Origin of the sequence: Bifidobacterium pullorum subsp. saeculare, from assembly GCF_016899725.1 — a bacterium.
Lineage (GTDB): Bacteria > Actinomycetota > Actinomycetes > Actinomycetales > Bifidobacteriaceae > Bifidobacterium > Bifidobacterium pullorum_C.
In genome coordinates this window covers 25704-46222 of the sequence record NZ_JACLYU010000013.1, presented here as the reverse complement: position 1 = coordinate 46222, position 20519 = coordinate 25704, and the positions used below count along the sequence as shown (strand labels likewise).

The following is a 20519-nucleotide window of genomic DNA, read 5'->3' as shown; positions in this document are numbered from 1 at the left end:
CGACATGATAAGCATGGCCGGCAAAGCCATCCGCCGGTGGTGGGCGGTGTTCACCTTGCCCACCTTCCTGGCCTTCGTCATCGGATTCCTCGTGCCATTCGGCATGGGCGTGTGGCTGAGCTTCTGCAAATTCACCACCGTGTCCGACGCCCAGTTCGTGGGGCTGCGGAACTACGCCCGCGCCATCCAGGACAAGGAGTTCCTGCGCGCGCTCGGGTTCTCCGTGGCGCTGACCATCGTCACGACCGTCGTGATCAACGTGGCGGCCTTCGCCATCGCCTACCTGCTGACCAAGAAGATCAAGGGATCGACGATCTTCCGCTCGGTGTTCTTCATGCCGAACCTCATCGGCGGCATCATCCTGGGCTACATCTGGCAGCTGCTGCTCAACGGCGTGCTCGCCCACTGGGCCCGTTCGCTCACCTACAAGGGCATCTATGGATTCTGGGGTCTGGTCATCCTCGTGTGCTGGCAGCAGATCGGCTACATGATGATCATCTACATCGCCGGCATGCAGTCGCTGCCCACCGACGTGCTCGAGGCCGCGGCGGTGGACGGCGCCAACGGCAGGCAGACGATGTTCCGCATCATCATCCCGCTGATGATGCCCTCCATCACCGTGTGCTCCTTCCTGACAGTGACCAACGGCTTCAAGCTCTACGACCAGAACCTCGCGTTGACCAACGGCGCCCCGTCGAACACCTCCGAGGGTCTGGCGCTCAACATCTTCCGCACCTTCTACGGGCGCGTCGGCTGGGAGGGCGTCGGCCAGGCCAAGGCCGTGCTCTTCTTCATCCTCGTCGCCGTCGTCGCGGTGATCCAGAACCGTCTTACGACCAGCAAGGAGGTCGAGGCATGAACGAGAACGTCAAGCACCCGAAGCTGTGGACGGTGTTCTTCACCGTCGTCTCGCTGGCATGGGTCTTCCCGATCGTGCTGGTGGTCATCAACTCCTTCAAGCAGAAGGCCTATATCTCGCGCAACGCGTTCTCGCTGCCCACCGGCAAGGCCTTCGTGGGGCTCGAGAACTACACGCGCGGCATCGAGGTCACCGACTTCTTCGCCAGCTTCGGCTGGACCCTGCTCATCACCGTCGGCTCCGTGCTGCTCATCCTGCTGTGCACCTCGATGTGCGCGTGGTGGATCGTGCGCGTGGACAACAAGGTCGCCAAGACGCTGTACCTGCTGTTCCTGTTCAACATGATCGTGCCGTTCCAGATGGTCATGTTCACGCTGTCCAAGCTCGCCGACACGCTCAAGCTCAACACCCCGTGGGGCATCACCATCGTGTACCTGGGCTTCGGCGCCGGCCTGGCGGTGTTCATCTTCACCGGCGTGGTCAAGGGCATCCCCCAGGAGCTCGAGGAGTCCGCGATGATCGACGGCGCCTCCGTGCCGCGCATCTTCTTCCAGATCGTGGTGCCGATCATGCGCCCGTCCATCATCTCGGTCGCGATCCTGCAGGCCATGTGGATCTGGAACGACTACCTGCTGCCGTACCTGACCCTCGACCTGGGCAAGTACAAGACGATCTCCATCGCCATCCAGTACCTCAAGGGCGGCTACGGCTCGGTGGACATGGGCGCGATGATGGCCTGCCTGGTGCTCGCCATCATCCCGATCATCGTGTTCTACCTGGTGTGCCAGAAGTACATCGTCAAGGGCATGATCGCCGGCGCCGTCAAGGGCTGACGCCGTCTCGCTTTCTCCTCAACGGCACGGCCGCCCCGGGAACATCCCGGGGCGGCCGTTGCTGTTGGGGTCGGTCAGGCGACGATCCAGGCGGTCGCGTCCGGCGGCAGCAGGCCGCCGTCGACCGGATGGCTGGCGAGGACGACCTCCCCGTCGGGCAGGACGACCGGGCCGTCGCCGAGGTTGGTCACCGAGGTGAGGCGGCGGCCGTCGGCGGTCGGACGGGCGTAGGCGACGACGTCGCCCTTAAGCCCCACCCAAGTGAAGCTCGTGGTGTCGCGGGCGGCGGTGAGCAGTTCCTGGCGCAGGCGCAGCGCCTCGCGGTACAGGCTGAGCATCGAGCCGGGGTCGCCGGCCTGGGTGTCGGCGGCGTAGCGGCCGTACCACAGTGGCTGCGGCAGATGCGGATCGGCGGCCGGCGAGCCGTCGGGCCGGGTGGCCGGGGAGAAGCCGAAGCTGGCGCCGGTGCCGAAGGGATGGCCGGGCTCGGACCACGCGGCGGTGGCGGGCGCATCGGCGGCGGTCCACGGCAGCGGCACACGGCAGCCGTCACGGCCCTTCGAGGTGCGGCCGCGGTCGGTGCGGAAGGCGGTCGGATCCTCCAGGCGGTCCCACGGGATGTCGGCCACCTCGGGCAGACCCAGCTCCTCGCCCTGGTAGATGTAGGCGGAGCCCGGCAGACCCAGCTCCATGAGGATGGCGGCGCGGGCGCGGCGGGCGCCGAGCTCGCGGTCCTCGATGAAGTTGCCGCCGTCGCGCAGCAGCCACATCTCGGCCAGCTGGTGGTGGAGGCGGGTGTGCACCTGCGGCAGGCCGTAGCGGGAGGCGTGGCGGGGCACGTCATGGTTGCTCATCACCCAGGTGGTGGTCGATCCGGAGGCCGCGGCCGAGTTGAGGCCGGCCTGGATGGCGGCGCGGAAGTCGCCGGCGCGCCAATCGGCCTCGGCGAACTCGAAGTTGAACACCTGGCCGAGCTCCTCCTCGGAGGCGTACAGGTGCTGGTGCTCGGGCACGCACCAGGCCTCGCCCACGGCGAAGCGCGGCGGATCGTACTCGTTGAACACTGCGCGCCACTCGCGGTAGATGGCGTGCACCTCCGGGCGGTCCCACAGCGGGTTCGTGCCGTCGTGGCACAGGCCCTCCAGCGGGTTGCCGCGGCGGGCGGTCACCATGAGGTCGTCGTCCAGGTCCTTGGCCAGGCCGTGCGCCACGTCGATGCGGAAGCCGTCCACGCCGCGGTCGGACCAGAAGCGCAGCGTGGTCTTGAACTCCTCGTGCACTTCCGGATTCTTCCAGTCGAGGTCCGGCTGCTCCTTGGCGAACATATGCAGGTACCACTGGCCGTCGGCCACGCGCTCCCAGGCCGGGCCGCCGAAGATCGACTGCCAGTCGTTGGGCGGCAGCTCGCCGTGCTCGCCGCGGCCGTCGCGGAAGATGTAGCGGGCGCGCTCGGGGGAGCCGGGGGCGGCCTTGAGCGCCGCCTGGAACCAGGCGTGGCCGTCGGAGGTGTGGTTGGGCACGATGTCCACGATCACCTTGAGGCCGGCCGCGTGGGCGGCCTCGGTCATGGCGTCGAAGTCCGCCAGCGTGCCCAGTCGCGGGTCCACGTCGCGGTAGTCGATCACGTCGTAGCCGCCGTCGGCCAGGGCGGAGGGGTAGAAGGGGGAGAGCCAGATCGCGTCGACGCCCAATGCCTTGAGATAGTCCATCTTCTCGGTGACGCCGGCGATGTCGCCGAGGCCGTCGCCGTTGACGTCCTTGAAGGAGCGTGGGTAGATCTGGTAGACGACGGCCTGCTTCCACCAGTCGTCGTTGCGGTTGTTCGCGGTCATCGATGTCCTTTCGCGGATGCGGTCGCGCGAGGCGGCGCCGTGCCACTGCGCCGGCGCACTGCCCCAAGGGTCATGACAACGATATCATGCAGGGGAGGGCTTCGCATATCCGCCGGCGGCCGTGTCTGCGGGGTGCGGGGTGACATCGATGGCATGCGCCGGTGGCGTGCGGTGCGCGGTGCGCGGGGTGCGGGGCGCGTGCGGTGCGCGGGGTGCGGGGGCGACCTCGCGCGTCTCCGCCGCCGGTGTACAGTGGTGTCGCCGCCCACGGCGGGCGGCGACCTGCCGCGAGATGGGAGTGACGACATGCGGTTCCTGTCCCCCGATTCCAAGTTCATGCAGGAGCTCGGCAACCTCACCGATGCGATCTGGATCAACATCCTCATGCTCGTCACCTCGATTCCCCTGGTGACGGCCGGCGCCGCGCTCGCCGCCGGGCATGACGCGGCCCGCCGCGCGGTGCAGGGCGAAGCCGGCGGCGTGACGGCCAACTACTTCCGCGCCTTCCGCGCGAACTTCGCCAAGGCCACGGCGCTGTGGATCGTGTTCGGCGCGACCGGCGCCGCGCTCGCCTGGTCGTGGGTGGTGCTGCAGATCACCCCGTTGCTTGTGCCGAAGATCGGCCTGAGCATCGTGTGGGCGCTGGGCTTCGAATGGGTGTTCGCGCTGCAGGCGCGGTTCGAGAACACGGTGGGCCGCACGCTGGCCAACGCCTTCGTGATGGGGGTGAGCCGGCTGCCGCTCACGCTGGGGATGACGCTCATCGACGCCGTGTGGCTGGCGTTGCTCGTGGCCAGCTGGTTCTACTTTCCGCAGGGTCTGTTCCTGCTGCTCGTGCTCGGCTACGGCACGCTGCTCACCTTCCATGTGCCGCTGCTGGAACGTGGCTTCAAGCCGATGCTCGGCTGAGGGGCCCGTCGCCGCCCGCGGCGGTCAGCCGGCCCGGTTGAGCGGCGCGGTCGTCTCGCGCAGCACCAGCGGCGCGGCCGGCGTCTCGAAGGCGAGGCCGGCCGGGGTGCCCTCGCCGAGCGGCTCGCCGGCGATCAGCGCCAGCGTTTTGCGGGCGGCGGCCGCGCCCATCGCGAACGGGTCCTGATGCACGGTGGTCAGTCCCACGGGGGCGGCGTAGGGGTTGTCGTCGAAGCCGACCAACGACAGGTCGCCCGGCACTTCGCGGCCGTACTGGCGCAGGCGGAGCAGCGTGGGCACGGCCAACCCGTCCTCGCACACGCAGACGGCGGTCGGCACCGGCATGGCGGACAGGATCAGCTCCACCGCGGCGTTCGCCCGGTCGCGGTCCCGGTCCGCCGGCAGGTTCAGCACCGTCGCCTCGACGCCCTGGGCGGCGTGCGCGGCGCAGGCGTCGAGCACGCCGCGCAGACGGGCCGTGGCGCTGAAGCGCAGCGCATGCGGATCGGCGCCGGCCTCGTCGCCGCCGTACCCCACGAAGGCGATGCGGCGGTGGCCCAGCGTCACCAGATGCTCGGCCGCGGCGCGCTCGGCGGCGCGGTCGTCGATGCTTACGCCGGCGTCGAAGCCGGCGGGGGAGGGGATGTTCACGCCCACGATGGGCACGGCCATGCGCTTGAGGCGAGCCACCTCGCCCGGGTCGATGTCGAAGGAACCCACGATCACCGCGTCGGCGTTGCGGCGCACCGGCAGGTCCTCGAAGAAGGAGCGACGGTCGGCGGCGGAACTCATCGGGAACACCGCGATGTCGTAGCCGGCGGGGCGCAGCACCGACCCCAGGCCGGCGTACACGCTGGCGTTGAACCATGTGACGCCGCCGCTCATGAGCAGGGCCACGCGGAAGGACTGGCCGGATTTGAGCGCGGCGGCCGAGCGGGAGACGCGGTAGTCGAGCTTGCGGGCGGCCGCCATCACGCGTTCGCGGGTTTCGGGCAGCACGAGGTCGGGTTTGGCGAAGGCGCGGGACACCGTGGACGTGGAGACGCCGGCCTCGCGAGCCACCGCCTGGATGCTTGCCTTGGTCATGATGACAACGGTATCATGTGTGACATGCCGGGGTGGCATGCTCCGGCTTGCAAACGTTGTCTTCCGTGCTTACCATAGAAGAAATGGACATACGCGACGTCTCCCCGTCGTCAACGTGGAACAGACTGGGAACGTTTGCAGACCCGTGGCATCACCGAAGGACAGGGATATGACCGACGCCTCAGCAGCAACGAACCCCATGACATCCGATTCTGCCCGTCCGCCCGCTTCGGCTGGCGCGGCGCCGGGCGGGGCCACCCACGACGCAGCCCCCGACGGGGCTCGTGGCGCCGCCCCCGGCGGGCGGCGCTCCGAATCCCCGGGCCGCCTGGCGCGCCCGCTCATCCGGCTGGCGCACCTGCACGGCGTGGCCACCTCCTACATCGACCAGCTCGGCGCCTACGTCGAGAACGACGACGCGGCCATCGCCGGCGTGCTCGCCGCCCTCGGCGTCGACGCCTCCGGCCCCGAAGCCATCGAGGCCTCCCTGCGCGCGGAACTCGACCGGCGCGGCCGCCAGCTGGTCGCGCCCACCATCGTCGCCACCTGCGGCGAGGCGACGTCGGTGCCGGTCAACTGCGCCCCGGAGGACCGGCCCCGCGCCGGCATCGTGCTCGAGGACGGCACCCACTACGACGGCGAACCCGCCATCGTGCCCACCGACCCCGCCGACGCGCCGCGGCACCACCAGCTGCTGCGCGCCGGCATGGCCCTCACCCTGCCTGCGGACCTGCCGATGGGCTACCACACGCTCGTCGTGGAGGTCAGCGGGCGGCGCGCCACGGCCACCGTCATCTGCGCGCCGAAGTCGATCCCCGTGCCCCCGGCCGTCGCCGAACGCGACCGCTGGGGCTGGATGACGCAGATGTACTCGGTGCGCTCCGCCGACTCGTGGGGCGTGGGCGACTACGGCGACCTGCGCCGCCTGCTGGCGGACGCGGGCGCCAAGTCCGGCGCCGACTTCATGCTCATCAACCCGATCCACGCGTGCGCGCCCGTCGCGCCGCTGGAACCCTCGCCGTACCTGCCCGAGTCACGGCGCTTCCTCAACGTCACCTACATCCGGCCGCAGGACATCCCCGAATACGCCGAGCTGAGCGAGGCCGAGCGCGCCGAGGTCGACCGGCTGCACGCCGGCGTGGCCCCGATGAACGTCAGCGCCGAGCCGATGGATATCAACGCCGCGTGGAACGCCAAGCTGCCCGCGCTGCGCGTGATCTTCCGCCACGGGCGCGGCGCGGCGCGCGAGGCCGCGTTCCGCGCCTTCGTGGCGGAGGCGGGCGAGGACCTGACCGCATGGGCTACCTGGTGCGTGGCCTTCGAGACCTGGGGCGCGCCGTGGGAGGGCGACTGGATCCGGACCACCGGCCGCGACTCGGCCGCCGTGCGCGAGCTGGCCGCCGGGCATGCCGAGGAGATGGACTTCCAGCGGTGGCTGCAGTGGATCGCCGCCGAACAGGTGGGCGCCGCCCAGCAGGCCGCCAAGGACTCCGGCATGGCGCTCGGACTCATGATGGACATGGCCGTGGGCGTGCACGCGCTCGGCGCCGACGTGTGGTGGAGCCCGGAGCGCTTCGCCCTGGGCGGCGTGACCGTGGGCTGCCCGCCCGACTTCTACAACCAGCAGGGCCAGGACTGGGGCCAGCCGCCGTTCAATCCGCGCTACCTCGAGGAGACCGGCTACGCCGTGTACCGGGACATGGTGCACGCGATGTTCGCGCACGCCGGCGCGATCCGCATCGACCACGTGCTCGGGGTGTTCCGCCTATGGTGGATTCCGCAGGGGCTCGGCGCGAAGAACGGCGCGTATGTGCGCTACGACCACGAGGCCATGCTCGGTGTGCTCGCCATCGAGGCGACGCGCGCCGGCGGCATGGTCATCGGCGAGGACCTGGGCACCGTGCCGGATTACGTACGTCGGGTGCTCGCCGACCATGGCGTGCTCGGCACCGACGTGGAATGGTTCGCCCGCGTGGACGACTCCCCGAACGCCAGCGATCCGTACAAGGCGCCCTCCGAGTACCGGCGCCAGGCGCTCGCCTCGGTGACCACGCACGACCTGCCGCCCACCGCCGGCTACCTGCGCTTCGAGCATGTGGCGCTGCGCGAGCGGCTGGGCCTGCTCAGTGAGCCGGTGGAGACCTTCGCCGCCTCAGCCCGCGCCGAACGCGACGCGATGATGGCGCGGTTGGTGGAGTCCGGGTATTTGACGGCCGAGGAGGCCGCGGATGTGGAAGGGCACGAGCAGCGCGTGGTCGAGGCGATGCATGCGATGCTGCGCGACACTCCCTCGTATTTGAAACAGGCGGCGCTGGTGGATGGCGTGGGCGAACGGCGTAGCCAGAACCAGCCCGGCACCAGCTGGGAGTACTGCAACTGGCGCGTGCCGTTGGCCGACGGCTCCGGGCATGTGGTGCCTGCCGACGAGGTGTTCGCGCTGCCGCGCGTGCGCTCGCTGGCCGCGGTGATGCGCGGGGAGCGGTGAGGCGGGGCGGTGATGCGCGAGGCGTACGGTTTGTCGCACTCTTGCGGTCCCCATACGGCGAACCGTACTCTTACGGCGTGTGAGCGTACGGTTTGTCGCACTCTTGCGGTCCCCATACGGCGAACCGTACTGTGAGTGTGCCTAAGCGTACGGTTTGTCGCGCTCTCACGGCCTTCATGCGGCGAACCGTACTGTGAGTGCGTGTCAGCGTACGGTTTGCCGCATGCTTGTAGTTTCGCTGCGGCGAACCGTACTCTTGCGGCGTCTAAGCGTACGTTTTGTCGCATGGGCGTCTCCTCACGCTCCGGAATCTTGGCGATGTCATTGGTCTGAGCCTGTGGGAACGGTTTTCCTCTGTCCGTGAGCGCGCGGCTGTGCATGTGGGGACGGTTGCTTCTGTCCTTGAGCGCACAGCTGTGCCTTCGATGGTCATGTATGGCGTCCCCAGATACACAGCTATGCATGTGGGGATGGGTTTTGCTGTGTCCTGACGTGCACAGCTGTGCCTGCGATGGTCATGTGCGGCGTCTCCGGATGCACAGCTGTGCATAGCGTGGTCGTGTACGGCCGTCCGAGCCGTTGTTCGTGACCATGCCATGCACAGTTCCGTCCCGAAACGTCCTTGCGTGCACAGCCCGGGGCTTCTGGAGTCATGGCATGCGCAGCGCCGCCGTGGTCTCAAGCCCATGGGAAGCGCGATAGCCATCCATCCGCATGCGATGGGCGCCGCGGATGAGGATGGTGGTATGGATTGGGGAGTAGGGCTTGTACAGAATGGGGAATAGGGGTTGTCAAATATGGGGAATAGGCGACGTGCTGCTGGATCGGTGCAACGGTCATCATAGGTGAAAACCTATGAGATCATGTGTGAAAGCATATGAAGGACCGATGATGACCGAGAAAAAACCTATGATGCCGGCGCAAGCACAGATGATGAAGGGGCATTACCAGCAAAAGTACTACGAAGGTACCATGACGGTACCATGATGACTGAGAAAAGACCTATGATGCCGGCGCAATCATCGATGATGACGGGAACGTTGCCGGCAGAAGGACGATGACGGCCGCCGTTGAGAAATGAAGGCCATCACGCCGATACGAGATCGGAGGCCAGCACCTTACCGATGGCGTGGGGGACGCCGGTGACGAGGGCGTTGCCCATGCAGAAGGCGCGGTGGTCGTCGGACATGCCGGCGGTCCATCCTTTCGGGAACATCTGCAGCTGGTCGAGTTCGTCCGGCACCAGGCGGCGCAGTTTGCCATCCTGCTCCACGACATGCTTGGCGCCCCGGGCAGGAGCGCCGAGCGGGTCAGGCGGTCGCCATGCCGGTGAGATGACGGTAGAGCTCGGTGTCGAGCGGCTGGGTCAGGCGCAGGTTCGTCGTCGTAACGTTCACCTGCTTGCCGCCGTCGGAATCGGGCTTGGTGGTGAGCTGCGGCTCGGTGAACGACGTGACGTGCCCGACGTAGTAGTACCGGCCTTCCTTCTCCTCCTCCTTGCGCATGACGAACAACGGGATGAAGTGGGAACCCTTCCAGCCCTCCGTGCCCAGGCCCTGCCGCAGCCATTGGAACTCCGGGGAGTCCGGGGTGCGCTTGTTCTTGCTGTAGTAATGCATCTCCTGCGGGTTGAGGAAGCGGTCCTCGTACTGGCTGGTCGCGTATTTGACGAAGATGGGCATCGTGCCGGTCTCGCGGTGCACGAAGTAGCCGCCGACGTTCTGCGGCGTCATTTCGTTGCCCCAGCCGAGCAGACGCATCACGTCCGCCAGTGTGTACTTCTGCTCGTACAGGAAGCCACGATCGAAGCCTCGGTCACGCCGGGCGGCCTCCGAGAACATCAGACGGCATTTGGCCAGGCCGGTGCGCAGTGTGTCCGCGAAGAAGACGCGGAACGTGCGGTTGCCGGCCAGCATGTCCGCGAACGCTCCGGTCAGGCGCACCGTCCCGTCGTCCGTCGTCTCGACCAGCGGTGTGGCGCCGAATCGTTTGCGGTTCGGCGCGGTGAAATACTCGCCGTCGAGCACGCCGAGCGCCGAGTCCAGCTGGGAGGGGGCGAGGTAGGCGTCGGGGAACCGGCTGGCGATGAGCCCGAGCAGCTCCTTCCGGGACGCCGGCGGGGCGGGCGCCCAGCCGGCGCCATCGTCGTCCCCAAGATGGGTCTCGCCGAACCCGCACAACCGATCCAGCACCACCAGCTCGTGCGGGCGCAACCCCGGCAGCAGCAGTTCGGTGGCCATCTTGAGGATGGCGGTTTGCGTGTCCGTCGTCGGATCCAGCAGGTCGGCGAACGACGGCTCGTCGTTGTTCCGTCCCTTGTCCAGGCTCCGCTCCCGGGACCGGACGAACGACAGGTAATCCCCCGATTTTGACGCCAGCGTCACCGGCAGCGACGGGTCGCGCTCCACGATGTCGGCGAGCATCGGGATACGACCGAGCTGGTAGCGCAGCTGGCGGTATTGCTCGGTGAGCTTCTTCATATCCGACCAGTCGGCGGAATCCAGCGCCTTGAGCACACGGTCGCGGGCGATGCGGTCGAAACTGATGGAGGACAGCCCGATGGTGTGCCGCTGCAGGTTCTTGCGCGCGATGTCGCGGTCGCCGGAGCTGCCGTACAACGCCACCGGGATGAGGTAGTTGTTCGCGTAGTTGCCGATGAAGTCGATGACGGTGACGCTGTCCTTATGGTCCGCCTTGCGCAGGCCGCGGCCGAGCTGCTGGGTGAAGATGATGCTCGACTGGGTGCTGCGCAGCATCACGATCTGATTGACCAGCGGGATGTCGATGCCCTCGTTGAACAGATCCACCGTGAACAGGTAGTCGTATTCGCCGGCCTCCAAGGCCTCAACCATGCGCTCGCGGTCCTCCTGCCGGGGGCAGGTGCCGCTGGTGACCGCGGCGGTGCGGTAGTTGCGCTCGGCCTGTTCGTTGAATGCCTCGTTGAACAGCCGGGAGAGCGCGACGGCCTCGTCCTGCCGGCTGCAGAACACCAGGCCGGTGAGCTGCTCGTGATACGGCGTGTACTGGCGGAGTTTGCCGATGATGTACCGCACGCGCTCGCGGGTGGCGAGCTGGCCGATCTCGTACTTGAGCTGTGCGGCCTGCTTGGCGTCCATGCCTCCGGAGACCTCGATGCGTTGCGCCGGCTGGTCGGAGCCACCGTCGGAACCGAGGTATTCGGCCACGCCGTAATAGTGGAACGGGCAGAGCATGTTCTCGTCGAGCGCCCGCTGCAGACGGATCTCATAGGCCACGTTGTGGCCGAAGAGCTCGAAGATGTTGACGCCGTCGGTGCGTTCCGGCGTGGCGGTCATGCCGAGCATGAACCTCGCGTCCTGGAAGTGGTCGATGACGCGTTTGTAGGTGTCCGCGCCCACGTGGTGCGCCTCGTCCACGAGGATGTAGTCGAATTCGTCGGAGGCGAATTGCGCGAGCACCTCCGGCTTGCCCATGGTCTGGATGGTGGCGAACACATACTTGCGGCCGGACTGTTTGCTGTCGCCGGTGAACAGGCCCAGCTCGTCGTCCGGGCAGCCGAGCACGCGTTGGTAGGAGCGCATCGCCGCCTTGAGGATTTGCTGCTGGTGCACCAGGTACAGCATGCGGCGCGGCTTACAGGCCCTCACATCGAAGGCGGAGAGATAGGTCTTGCCGGTTCCGGTCGCGGAGATGACGATGGCGCGCCGCTCGCCCTGCGCACGCAGCTTGGCTAGACTCTCCAACGCCTCGCGTTGCATGTCGTTCGGTTCGATGGGCTTGTGTTCCGCAGCCTCGCGTTCCTTAAGAATCTCGCGGCGCGGAGGCGCGTAACGCTTGAAATCCTCCTCGTACTGCTTGATCCATTCCTCGGTCAGCGGTACGGAATCCCTTACCTGCGCATCTAGCTCACGCTGGACCTGACCGACCAGATCGCCGCCCTCCAGGGAGGAGACTTTGAGGTTCCATTCGCGCTGCTGGCTGAGCGCGGTGGAGGTGAGATTAGAGCTGCCGACGTACACGTTGACGTACGGGGTGCCGTTGTCCATGCGGCGGGTGAACACATATCCCTTCGGATGGAAGGGCTGGCCTTGGGGATCGTCGGAGGGACCGTCGGTGGGGCTGGCGTCGCCGCCGTTCCATACGCGGACGTCCACGTCGGCCTCGCGGCCCAGGCGCAGCAGGTCCCAGAAGGCGGCCGGTTTGTTGAAGAAGTTCTTCGTGGAGGTGATGAGACGGCTGGGAGTGACCGCGGTGCGCGGATGCAGCTCACGGTTGTCGAGGAAGTCCTGGAACAGCGTCTTGACCGCGCCGGGGGAGACGAATGCGACCGACATGGTGAAGGCGTCGCTTTGCTCCAGTTCGTCATGGAGCGCTTCGCCCATCGTGTCGCCGGAACGGTTCGCGATGAGCCTGGGCGCATAGGTGCCCGGTGCGTCGGCGTCGGCTCGGACCAGCCCGGCGCTCAGATCCTTGGCGAAGAGGTGCTCGATGGCGGAGAAGTCGGCGGGGAAGTCGTCGGTGCTCGCGAAGGGGGCGTCGGTGTTGTCGGTCGTCATGGAGGCCTCGGGATCGGTGCGGGGAGGGTGGTTCGTCAGGCGACGTCAGGCGGCGTCGGCCGCGGACGGGAATGCCATGGCGGCGATCATCCGGACGGCCTCGTGATCGGCGGGGGCCCAGTCCAACGTGGGCATTTCGGCGGGGGCGAGCCAGCGGATGGCCTGGTGCTCGGTCAGGCGCGGCGCCCCGGAATGAAGATGGCCGATGAACGTGGTGAGCACCACGGTGCCGAAGTCATAGTCATAGGAGGACGTGCACACTTCGTCGGCGACTTCGATGTCGCAGCGCAGCTCCTCCTCGATCTCACGGTGCAGGGCTTCGCGCGGCGTCTCGTGCGGCTCCACCTTGCCGCCGGGAAACTCCCAGAATCCGGCCAGGGATTTACCCTCGCCGCGTTGGGCGCACAGCACCTTGCCGTCCTTCACGATGGCGGCCCCGACCACGGTGATGATCTTGCGGGTGGGGGTTGGTGCAGTGCCAGTGCTCATTGTGTCGCTCCGCTCTTTCGGTGTCCGGGAAACCGAGACCAGGATACCGCCGCTGGGATGATGTCGGTTTGTTCCCGCGACGGTTGTGGGGTGACGCGATCTGCGCCATGGGCGTGATCGTCCCGCGGGGTGGTCACTCTTCGGCAGGGTACAAGGTGATTGAACGGGGAGAAGACCATGGTGGATGGGATCGAAGCAGAACGTGGGAGCGGATGCGAGCCGGGGCGGATGGTGACCGAGCAGATGATCCGGGAGATGATCGAACGCGTCGACGGGAGGTTGCTGCCGTTATGCCGATGCGAGGGATTCCAGCCGGGGGAGAGTGTCGTCAGGCTCGGCGACGACGGATATGTGACCGAGGCTGAGTTCGACGCGGCGCTCGCGGATGAGCCGGACTGGGCGGCGGCCTGCTACCAGCTGGACGGCAACCAGCGCGGCCGGTGCAAGGTGTGGGCGGAGCTTTATAACGAGGAAGGCGTCGCAGGACTGGAGGAGGCGCTGACCAGATTGTTCAGACTCGACCAGGCGGATGTCCTGTATTGCACCGAGGCGGATGAGAACGGCCACTGCTGAGCCGCCGACGCTGCGTGTGGCGGAGTTCGGGGTGTGGCTGAGGCTGGGTGGCGGCGTATCTGCGTTCGTTGGGTCGTCAAGGTGTGACGTCGGGTGGGGAATTTGCGGTTGTTGGGGCGTGGGTGGCGGGGGTATCTCGGTTCAGTGGGGCGTCTCGGCCGGGGTATCTCGGTTCGTTGGGGCGGATTTTCCGTGTTGCGGAGGTCTATCTGCGTTCGTTGGGTCCTCCGGCCAGAGACACCGCGGAACCCGATTCTTGGAATTCCGCCGTTTTGGGGACTTTCCTAGGTGGGATATCGCGCTTGAGAGGACCCAACGAACGCAGATAGACCTCCGCAACGGCCCGAATCCGCCCCAACGAACTGAGATACACCTCACCGGAAGCCCCAACGAACGCAGATACGATGCACCGCAAGCCCCAACGAACCGAGATGCGCCCTCCAGCGCCCCAATGAGCGGAGATAGGACCTCCGCGGCGCCCCGGGCCCTGCCCCGCCTCGCCCGCCGCGCGCCTACGATGGGAAGTGCAAGCGGCGGGGGCCGCGGAACGGGAGGCCATACGGCGATGGACATCGGGGCATCGATGGCGGTGGCGGCGGAGTCGGCCAGAGCGGTGGCACAGGTGTCGCGCGGACACTGGCTGCTTGTGGTGTGCGCGGCACTGTATCTGTTCTGGTGGGCGGTGTTCTTCCGCCCCGGAGCCCAAGCGCGCGGAGCATTGCGCGGCGCCGCCATCGCGGCGATCCTGCTCGCGGCGGTCTGTGGCGTCTGGGGGCTCATCGACGCAGGGATCGCATTGCCCTGGATCGGCAGCGTGGGCGGTGTACCGCTGTGGGTGTTCGCGGTTTGCGGCGTCGTCGCCTATGCGGCGCTCGCCGGCGTGACGCAGGGGCTGTTCCATCGCCAGCTCACCACGGAGCTGTTGCTCATCGTGCTGTGGGCGGCCTTCGAGTTGGCGGTCGCATGCCGTCTCGGGGCCGGCGCGATCCCGATGGGTGTGGCCGTGGCGCTGCTCATCCTGACCGTGGTGTTGTTCGTCGGCAGCATGGTCTGCTATGTGCTCTACTACCGGCTGCCCGCATGGCCGGCGTTCCTGGCCGGGTGCGCGCCGCTCGTGGCGGTCGGCGTCGAGGCCGCGGCCATCGCGGTGCTGACCTCGATCTGAACCGTCCTCAGCGGCGCCCCTAATGTTCAAAAACCGCGAAATCGTACATTATGTAAGCAGCCAAGGCTATCTTAATGTTCAAAATCCGCAAAAAGATACAATAGAAAAGATGATTTGACCTAGTAATGTGCGGAATGTGCGGAAAGGAGCAATGGCATGCCCTATCTCAGCATCCAGCGGACCGTACACATGACGCGTTCCGCCGAGCTTCCGCAGGTCGTGGCCGATCGGGAATATGAGGCGCGGCTGCGCGGGTGGGGCACCTTTCGCTCGGGCGTGAGGCTTGGTGGCCACGAGGTGTTCGTCGTCAATTTCAGCGAGTTGGCGTTGCTTACGGATCGGATTCGTGAGCAGGAGGCGCAGGTCGAGGCGTTGTGGCGGGCGTTGCCGAGCGTCGCCAATCAGTCGTATCTGGTGGATCTGCTGAGCAACGAGCTGGAAAGCACCAACACCATCGAGGGCGTGCGCTCCACCCGCAAGGAAATCGGCGACGCTTTGGAGTCGGCCATGTCCAACGACGGGGCGCACCGGCGCTTCGGTGAGATGGCCAAGCTGTTCATGGCGCTGAGCGCCGACGACGATGGGGCGCGGTCGTTGCCGGAGACATTGGAGGACGTGCGGGCCATCTACGACCGCGTCGTTTCCGGTGAGCTGGCCGAGGCCGACCGCCCGGACGGAGACCTATTCCGTGCCGGTCCGGTATATATTGACGATCCCTCGACCGGGCGCCGAATCCATGCCGGTGTCGTTCCGGAGTCGGAGATCAAAGTGGCGCTCACCCAATGGCTGGCGCTGATGCGCAATCAGGAGATTCCGCCGTTGCTCCGGGCTGTGATGTGCCACTTCGTCTTCGAATACGTGCATCCCTTCTATGACGGCAACGGCCGGACGGGCCGGTTCCTGCTCGCCTGGCAGTTGCGGCAGGCCTTGGGGGTGTTCACGGCCGTGAGCATCAGCCCGGCCATCGAGGCTGGGAAGGACCGGTATTACAAGGCGTTCGAGGAGGCCCAGCATCCGCTCAACTGCTGCGACGCCAGTCTGTTCTGCCGCCAGATGCTGCGGTTTGTGAGTGATGCGCAGCAGCACTTGGTGGACGATCTGACCGAGAAAAGCGCGAGGCTTGGCGCGGCGTCGGAAGCGTTGCGGCGTCTGTGCTCGGAACGCGGATATGACGAGACGCTGATGGATATCCTCGGATTCCTGACGCAGGAGGAGTTGTTCGGCGTGGGGGTGCGACGCCTGACCCGCGGCCAGATGGAGCAAGCCGGGCACATGGGGCGCGCACGCGTCAGGAATGCCTTGGCTCGGTTGGAATCCGATGGGATGGTCGCGCACGCCGGGCAGCGTCCCGCCCGTTACTTCCTCGCCGAGGAGGCACGACGGATCCTGCTGGGATGACGACGGCGCGGCTGTCTCCGCGAAGGGATCCGGCCGGACGTGATCCCGATAAGGCTTGACAACGATGCCGGGGCGGGCCTCCCCGCGGAGGGGGCCCGCCCGTAGGGGGAGGAGCGGGGATGGCCCGCCCCGGCATCGTCCTAGTCGCGTTTGGTTGCTCGGCCCGCCCGTCATCCGCCGTCCCGTTCGTGTCATCCGCCGTCATCTGCCTGCCTCCAAACCTGAGTCACCCCCGCTCAAGATTTTTGGAGAATTCGGGAATAGAACTTGCCAACAGGAAGTTGAGTGGTGTAGGCTCAAGTTTTGGAACGGGCTGGAAGGCACACAGGCAGGCTGCAAAGCCGTCGAGGCCGGAAGGTCCGCGAGGAACGTGAGCGGGAAACCGTGAAACAGAACGTTCCGCACACGCCCGGCCCGAGGAACAGGCAGGCAGGGCGGCGGCGGACAGAAGAAAAGGAGCACAAACTATGGGACGTGCAGTCGGCATCGATCTGGGCACCACCAATTCCTGCATCGCTACGCTGGAAGGCGGCGAGCCCACCGTCATCGTCAACGCCGAGGGCATGCGCACCACCCCGTCCGTGGTCGCGTTCTCCAAGTCCGGCGAGATCCTGGTCGGCGAGGTCGCCAAGCGCCAGGCCGTCACCAACGTGGACCGCACCATCTCCTCCGTCAAACGCCACATGGGCACTGACTGGACCGTGGAGATCGACGGCAAGAAGTGGACCCCGCAGGAGATTTCCGCGCAGATCCTGATGAAGCTCAAGAGGGACGCCGAGGCGTACCTGGGCGAGCCGGTGACCGACGCGGTCATCACCTGCCCGGCGTACTTCAACGACGCCCAGCGCCAGGCCACCAAGGACGCCGGCAAGATCGCCGGCCTCAACGTGCTGCGCATCATCAACGAGCCGACCGCGGCCGCGCTGGCCTACGGCCTGGAGAAGGGCAAGGAGGACGAGCGCATCCTGGTCTTCGATCTGGGCGGCGGCACCTTCGATGTGTCCCTGCTGGAGATCGGCAAGGACGACGACGGCTTCTCCACCATCCAGGTGCAGGCCACCAACGGCGACAATCACCTGGGCGGCGACGATTGGGACCAGAAGATCATCGACTGGCTGGTCTCCGAGGTCAAGAACAAGTACGGCGTCGACCTGTCCAAGGACAAGATCGCGCTGCAGCGTCTGAAGGAAGCCGCGGAGCAGGCGAAGAAGGAGCTGAGCTCCTCCACCTCCACCTCCATCTCCATGCAGTACCTGGCCATGACCCCCGACGGCACTCCGGTGCATCTGGACGAGACCCTGACCCGCGCCCACTTCGAGGAGATGACCTCCGACCTGCTCGGCCGTTGCCGCACGCCGTTCAACAACGTGCTGGCCGACGCCGGCATCTCCGTGAGCGACATCGATCACGTGGTCCTGGTCGGCGGCTCCACCCGTATGCCCGCCGTCAAGGAGCTGGTCAAGGAGCTCACCGGCGGCAAGGAAGCGAACCAGTCCGTGAACCCGGACGAGGTCGTGGCCGTGGGTGCCGCCGTGCAGTCCGGCGTCATCAAGGGCGACCGCAAGGACGTCCTGCTCATCGACGTGACCCCGCTGTCCCTCGGCATCGAGACCAAGGGCGGCATCATGACCAAGCTCATCGACCGCAACACCGCCATCCCGACCAAGCGCTCCGAGGTGTTCTCCACCGCGGAGGACAACCAGCCGTCCGTGCTCATCCAGGTCTACCAGGGCGAGCGTGAGTTCGCCCGCGACAACAAGCCGCTGGGCACCTTCGAGCTGACCGGCATCGCCCCGGCGCCGCGTGGCGTCCCGCAGATCGAGGTCACCTTCGACATCGACGCCAACGGCATCGTGCACGTGTCCGCCAAGGACAAGGGCACCGGCAAGGAGCAGTCGATGACGATCACCGGCGGCTCCGGCCTGCCGAAGGACGAGATCGACCGCATGGTCAAGGAGGCCGAGGCCCACGAGGCGGAGGACAAGAAGCGCCGCGAGGACGCCGAGACCCGCAACCAGGCCGAAGGCTTCGCCTACCAGACCGAGAAGCTCGTCAACGACAACAAGGACAAGATCTCGGACGACGTGGCCAAGGAGGTCACCGAGAAGGTCAACGCCCTCAAGGAGGCCCTCAAGGGCGACGACATCGAGAAGGTGAAGACCGCTCAGACCGAGCTCATGACCGCCGCGCAGAAGATCGGCCAGGAGCTGTACGCCCAGCAAGGCACCGCTGACGCCGCCGGCGCGGCCGGTGCGGCCGGCGCCGGTTCCGCCTCCGCCAACAACGGTGGCGACGACGACGTGGTGGACGCCGAGGTCGTGGACGACGACGACAAGGACAACAAGTAAGGTCGCGCCCGATGGCTGAGTTCAACAAGGACGCCTACCTGAACGACCTGCCGAACGCGGACGACGCCAAGACGCCGCAGGAGAAGGCGGCCGAGCAGGCCGCCTCCCCGGCGGGGCCCGCCGCGGAGGGCCAGCCGGCCGCCGGCGCCGCCGCGGGAACGGAGCAGGGGGCCGATGCCTCCGCCGCTTCCGCCGCCGACGCCAAGGCCGCCAAGTCCGCCGATGCCGACGCCGCCGCCAAGTCCGACGCCGCCTCCGACACCACCGCCGACACCAAGTCCGCCGGCGAGGGCGAGGACACCCTCACCCCGCTGGGCAAGGCGAAGAAGGAGGCCGCCGACTACCTCGAGGCCCTGCAGCGCGAGCGCGCGGAGTTCATCAACTACCGCAACCGCGCCGTCAAGGAGCAGGAGCGCTCGCGCCAGCACGGCATCATCGACGTGCTCACCGCGCTGCTGCCCGCGCTTGACGACATCGACCGCATCCGCCAGAACTCCGAGATGGACGACTCCTTCAAGGCCGTGGCCGCGAAGATCGACAAGGCCTTCGAGAAGCTCGGCGTCGAGAAGTTCGGCGAGGCCGGTGAGGACTTCGACCCGACCAAGCACGACGCGATTCTGCACAAGCCGGACGATTCGGCCGAGAAGGAAACCGTCGACACCGTCGTGGAGGCCGGCTACCGCATCGGCGACCGCGTGATCCGCGCGGCCCGCGTGGTGGTCGCCTCCCCGCACCAGTGACCCACCGGTGACCCACCGGTGACCCACGAGTGGCGTCTGGTGACGCACGAGTGACGCACCGACGATCGCCACCGATCCACTGACCAACGGCAGCCGGCCCTCCCGCTCTTCCCAGGGCGGGAGGGCCGGCTCGTCACCACCCGCTGGTCACCCCACCAATCCACTCCACCAACCCCACCAATCCAACCCATCATCCACACAGCGATCATCACGGATTTTTCGGCACACGAAGGAGGCACAGCATGGCCGAGAACGAATGGCTGACCAAAGACTTCTACAAGGTCCTCGGTGTCTCCAAGGACGCCACGGACGAGGACATCAAGAAGGCGTACCGCAAGCTGGCGCGCAAGTACCACCCGGACGTGAACAAGACCAAGGAGGCGGAGGAGAAGTTCAAGGACATCTCCGAAGCCTATGACGTGCTGAGCAACAAGGAGAACCGCCAGAAGTACGACGCGATCCGCCAGTTCGGCATGGGCGGCGCCCGGTTCGCGGGCGGCGCCGGCGGGCAGGGCGGCTTCGACGCGGGCTCGTTCTCCGACATCTTCGGCTCGATGTTCGGCGGCGCCGGCGGCCCCGGCGGCACGCGCATCCGCTTCTCCACCGGCGGGCAGGGCGGCCCCACCAACATCAACGACATCTTCTCGATGTTCGGCGGCTCCGACCCGCGCCCGGGCGGCGGCTACTACAGCGACTACGCCGACCATCGGCGCGCCACGCCGCGCCCCGAGGCCGGCGAGGACCGCAACTCGCACATCACCCTGACCTTGCGCCAGGCCGTCAAGGGCGCCACCGTGTCGCTCGCGGTGGACGGCGACAAGTTCAAGACGCACATCCCCGCCGGCGTGCGCGACGGGCAGAAGATCCGCCTGGCCGGCAAGGGCAAGCCCGGCCGCAACGGCGGCAAGGCCGGCGACCTGTACCTGCACGTCACCGTCAGGCGCGACCCCAAGTTCGAGATGCGTGGCCGCGACCTGGTGATGCCGCTGCCCGTCACCCTCGGCGAGGCCGTGGCCGGCGCCAAGGTGGAGGCGAAGGACATCGACGGTAACCCGGTCGTGTTCAAGGTCCCGGCCGGCACGTCCTCCGGCGCCGAGGTCAAGGTGCCCGGCCGTGGCGTGCAGCGCGGCAACGAGCCCGGCGACCTCGTCGGGCGCGTCGAGATCCATGTGCCCGCCAAGCCGGGGATCGGCCTGAAGCGGGCGGCCAAGGACTTCGACAAGGAATCCGGTTCCTTCCCGGCCGACCTGGCCGCGGAACGCTGACG

General features: G+C 67.1%; 14 protein-coding genes and 1 pseudogene. 10 read left to right on the top strand and 5 right to left on the bottom strand.

Annotated features, from left to right (window positions below; all coding sequences use genetic code 11):
* The first annotated feature begins 4 nt into the window (after positions 1 to 4).
* Both H7U32_RS07090 and H7U32_RS07085 read left to right on the top strand, forming a co-directional pair.
* Positions 5 to 859 carry a carbohydrate ABC transporter permease gene (locus H7U32_RS07090; RefSeq protein ID WP_204469330.1) on the top strand — a complete coding sequence of 285 codons (855 nt, stop codon included), beginning with the start codon at positions 5 to 7 and terminating at the stop codon, positions 857 to 859.
* Positions 856 to 1692, top strand: coding sequence for a carbohydrate ABC transporter permease (locus H7U32_RS07085; RefSeq protein ID WP_204469329.1), 837 nt, complete (start codon positions 856 to 858; stop codon positions 1690 to 1692). The genes H7U32_RS07090 and H7U32_RS07085 overlap by 4 nt, the downstream gene beginning before the upstream one ends.
* 74 nt (positions 1693 to 1766) lie before the next feature.
* Here H7U32_RS07085 and H7U32_RS07080 read toward each other — a convergent pair whose 3' ends face one another.
* On the bottom strand, positions 1767 to 3524 hold the full coding sequence (locus tag H7U32_RS07080; RefSeq protein WP_204469327.1) for a glycoside hydrolase family 13 protein: 1758 nt from the start codon (positions 3522 to 3524) through the stop codon (positions 1767 to 1769).
* A 306-nt stretch (positions 3525 to 3830) separates the two neighbouring features.
* On the opposite strand from H7U32_RS07080, the gene H7U32_RS07075 reads away from it, so the two are divergent.
* Positions 3831 to 4433: a DUF624 domain-containing protein gene (locus H7U32_RS07075; protein ID WP_204469325.1), complete on the top strand. Its 603-nt coding sequence runs from the start codon at positions 3831 to 3833 to the stop codon at positions 4431 to 4433.
* Positions 4434 to 4457: 24 nt separating this feature from the next.
* Here the strand turns inward: H7U32_RS07075 and H7U32_RS07070 are convergent, their stop codons facing one another.
* Complete coding sequence (locus H7U32_RS07070; RefSeq protein ID WP_204469323.1) at positions 4458 to 5519, bottom strand: LacI family DNA-binding transcriptional regulator; 1062 nt, start codon at positions 5517 to 5519, stop codon at positions 4458 to 4460.
* Between the two features lie 199 nt (positions 5520 to 5718).
* Between H7U32_RS07070 and malQ the strand changes: the two genes are divergently transcribed.
* On the top strand, positions 5719 to 8004 hold the full coding sequence (gene malQ, locus H7U32_RS07065; protein ID WP_204469322.1) for a 4-alpha-glucanotransferase: 2286 nt from the start codon (positions 5719 to 5721) through the stop codon (positions 8002 to 8004).
* Between the two features lie 1087 nt (positions 8005 to 9091).
* On the opposite strand, the pseudogene H7U32_RS07060 reads toward malQ, so the two are convergent.
* The 3 genes and pseudogenes from H7U32_RS07060 to H7U32_RS07050 all read right to left on the bottom strand — a co-directional run.
* Positions 9092 to 9292: pseudogene (locus H7U32_RS07060) on the bottom strand (DNA cytosine methyltransferase); the annotation flags it as partial.
* 22 nt (positions 9293 to 9314) lie between these two features.
* Positions 9315 to 12539, bottom strand: a complete 3225-nt coding sequence (locus H7U32_RS07055) for a DUF3427 domain-containing protein (RefSeq protein WP_204469320.1) — start codon at positions 12537 to 12539, stop codon at positions 9315 to 9317.
* Positions 12540 to 12584: 45 nt separating this feature from the next.
* Complete coding sequence (locus tag H7U32_RS07050) at positions 12585 to 13028, bottom strand: (deoxy)nucleoside triphosphate pyrophosphohydrolase (RefSeq protein ID WP_204469319.1); 444 nt, start codon at positions 13026 to 13028, stop codon at positions 12585 to 12587.
* Positions 13029 to 13205: 177 nt separating this feature from the next.
* On the opposite strand from H7U32_RS07050, the gene H7U32_RS07045 reads away from it, so the two are divergent.
* From H7U32_RS07045 to H7U32_RS07020, 6 genes are all read left to right on the top strand, one after another.
* Positions 13206 to 13601, top strand: a complete 396-nt coding sequence (locus H7U32_RS07045) for a hypothetical protein (protein WP_204469317.1) — start codon at positions 13206 to 13208, stop codon at positions 13599 to 13601.
* A gap of 565 nt (positions 13602 to 14166) precedes the next feature.
* On the top strand, positions 14167 to 14766 hold the full coding sequence (locus H7U32_RS07040; RefSeq protein ID WP_204469315.1) for a hypothetical protein: 600 nt from the start codon (positions 14167 to 14169) through the stop codon (positions 14764 to 14766).
* A 156-nt stretch (positions 14767 to 14922) separates the two neighbouring features.
* A complete protein-coding gene (locus H7U32_RS07035; protein ID WP_204469313.1) occupies positions 14923 to 16164 on the top strand; it encodes a Fic family protein in 1242 nt (413 codons plus the stop codon).
* Positions 16165 to 16631: 467 nt separating this feature from the next.
* The gene (gene dnaK, locus H7U32_RS07030) at positions 16632 to 18512 is read left to right on the top strand and encodes a molecular chaperone DnaK (protein WP_204469311.1); all 1881 of its coding nucleotides are present in this window, start codon (positions 16632 to 16634) and stop codon (positions 18510 to 18512) included.
* A gap of 11 nt (positions 18513 to 18523) precedes the next feature.
* Complete coding sequence (gene grpE, locus H7U32_RS07025) at positions 18524 to 19252, top strand: nucleotide exchange factor GrpE (RefSeq protein ID WP_204469309.1); 729 nt, start codon at positions 18524 to 18526, stop codon at positions 19250 to 19252.
* A gap of 242 nt (positions 19253 to 19494) precedes the next feature.
* Positions 19495 to 20517 carry a DnaJ C-terminal domain-containing protein gene (locus tag H7U32_RS07020; protein WP_204469307.1) on the top strand — a complete coding sequence of 341 codons (1023 nt, stop codon included), beginning with the start codon at positions 19495 to 19497 and terminating at the stop codon, positions 20515 to 20517.
* The last annotated feature ends 2 nt before the right edge of the window (positions 20518 to 20519 follow it).

What these genes read in the sequence shown, in the direction of transcription:
- malQ (WP_204469322.1), top strand. Translation starts at nt 5,719, where the DNA reads ATGACATCCGATTCTGCCCGTCCGCCCGCTTCGGCTGGCGCGGCGCCG.
- H7U32_RS07070 (WP_204469323.1), bottom strand. Translation starts at nt 5,519, where the DNA reads ATGACCAAGGCAAGCATCCAGGCGGTGGCTCGCGAGGCCGGCGTCTCC.
- grpE (WP_204469309.1), top strand. Translation starts at nt 18,524, where the DNA reads ATGGCTGAGTTCAACAAGGACGCCTACCTGAACGACCTGCCGAACGCG.
- H7U32_RS07090 (WP_204469330.1), top strand. Translation starts at nt 5, where the DNA reads ATGATAAGCATGGCCGGCAAAGCCATCCGCCGGTGGTGGGCGGTGTTC.
- H7U32_RS07045 (WP_204469317.1), top strand. Translation starts at nt 13,206, where the DNA reads ATGGTGGATGGGATCGAAGCAGAACGTGGGAGCGGATGCGAGCCGGGG.
- H7U32_RS07075 (WP_204469325.1), top strand. Translation starts at nt 3,831, where the DNA reads ATGCGGTTCCTGTCCCCCGATTCCAAGTTCATGCAGGAGCTCGGCAAC.
- H7U32_RS07050 (WP_204469319.1), bottom strand. Translation starts at nt 13,028, where the DNA reads ATGAGCACTGGCACTGCACCAACCCCCACCCGCAAGATCATCACCGTG.
- H7U32_RS07055 (WP_204469320.1), bottom strand. Translation starts at nt 12,539, where the DNA reads ATGACGACCGACAACACCGACGCCCCCTTCGCGAGCACCGACGACTTC.
- H7U32_RS07040 (WP_204469315.1), top strand. Translation starts at nt 14,167, where the DNA reads ATGGACATCGGGGCATCGATGGCGGTGGCGGCGGAGTCGGCCAGAGCG.
- H7U32_RS07085 (WP_204469329.1), top strand. Translation starts at nt 856, where the DNA reads ATGAACGAGAACGTCAAGCACCCGAAGCTGTGGACGGTGTTCTTCACC.
- dnaK (WP_204469311.1), top strand. Translation starts at nt 16,632, where the DNA reads ATGGGACGTGCAGTCGGCATCGATCTGGGCACCACCAATTCCTGCATC.
- H7U32_RS07020 (WP_204469307.1), top strand. Translation starts at nt 19,495, where the DNA reads ATGGCCGAGAACGAATGGCTGACCAAAGACTTCTACAAGGTCCTCGGT.
- H7U32_RS07035 (WP_204469313.1), top strand. Translation starts at nt 14,923, where the DNA reads ATGCCCTATCTCAGCATCCAGCGGACCGTACACATGACGCGTTCCGCC.
- H7U32_RS07080 (WP_204469327.1), bottom strand. Translation starts at nt 3,524, where the DNA reads ATGACCGCGAACAACCGCAACGACGACTGGTGGAAGCAGGCCGTCGTC.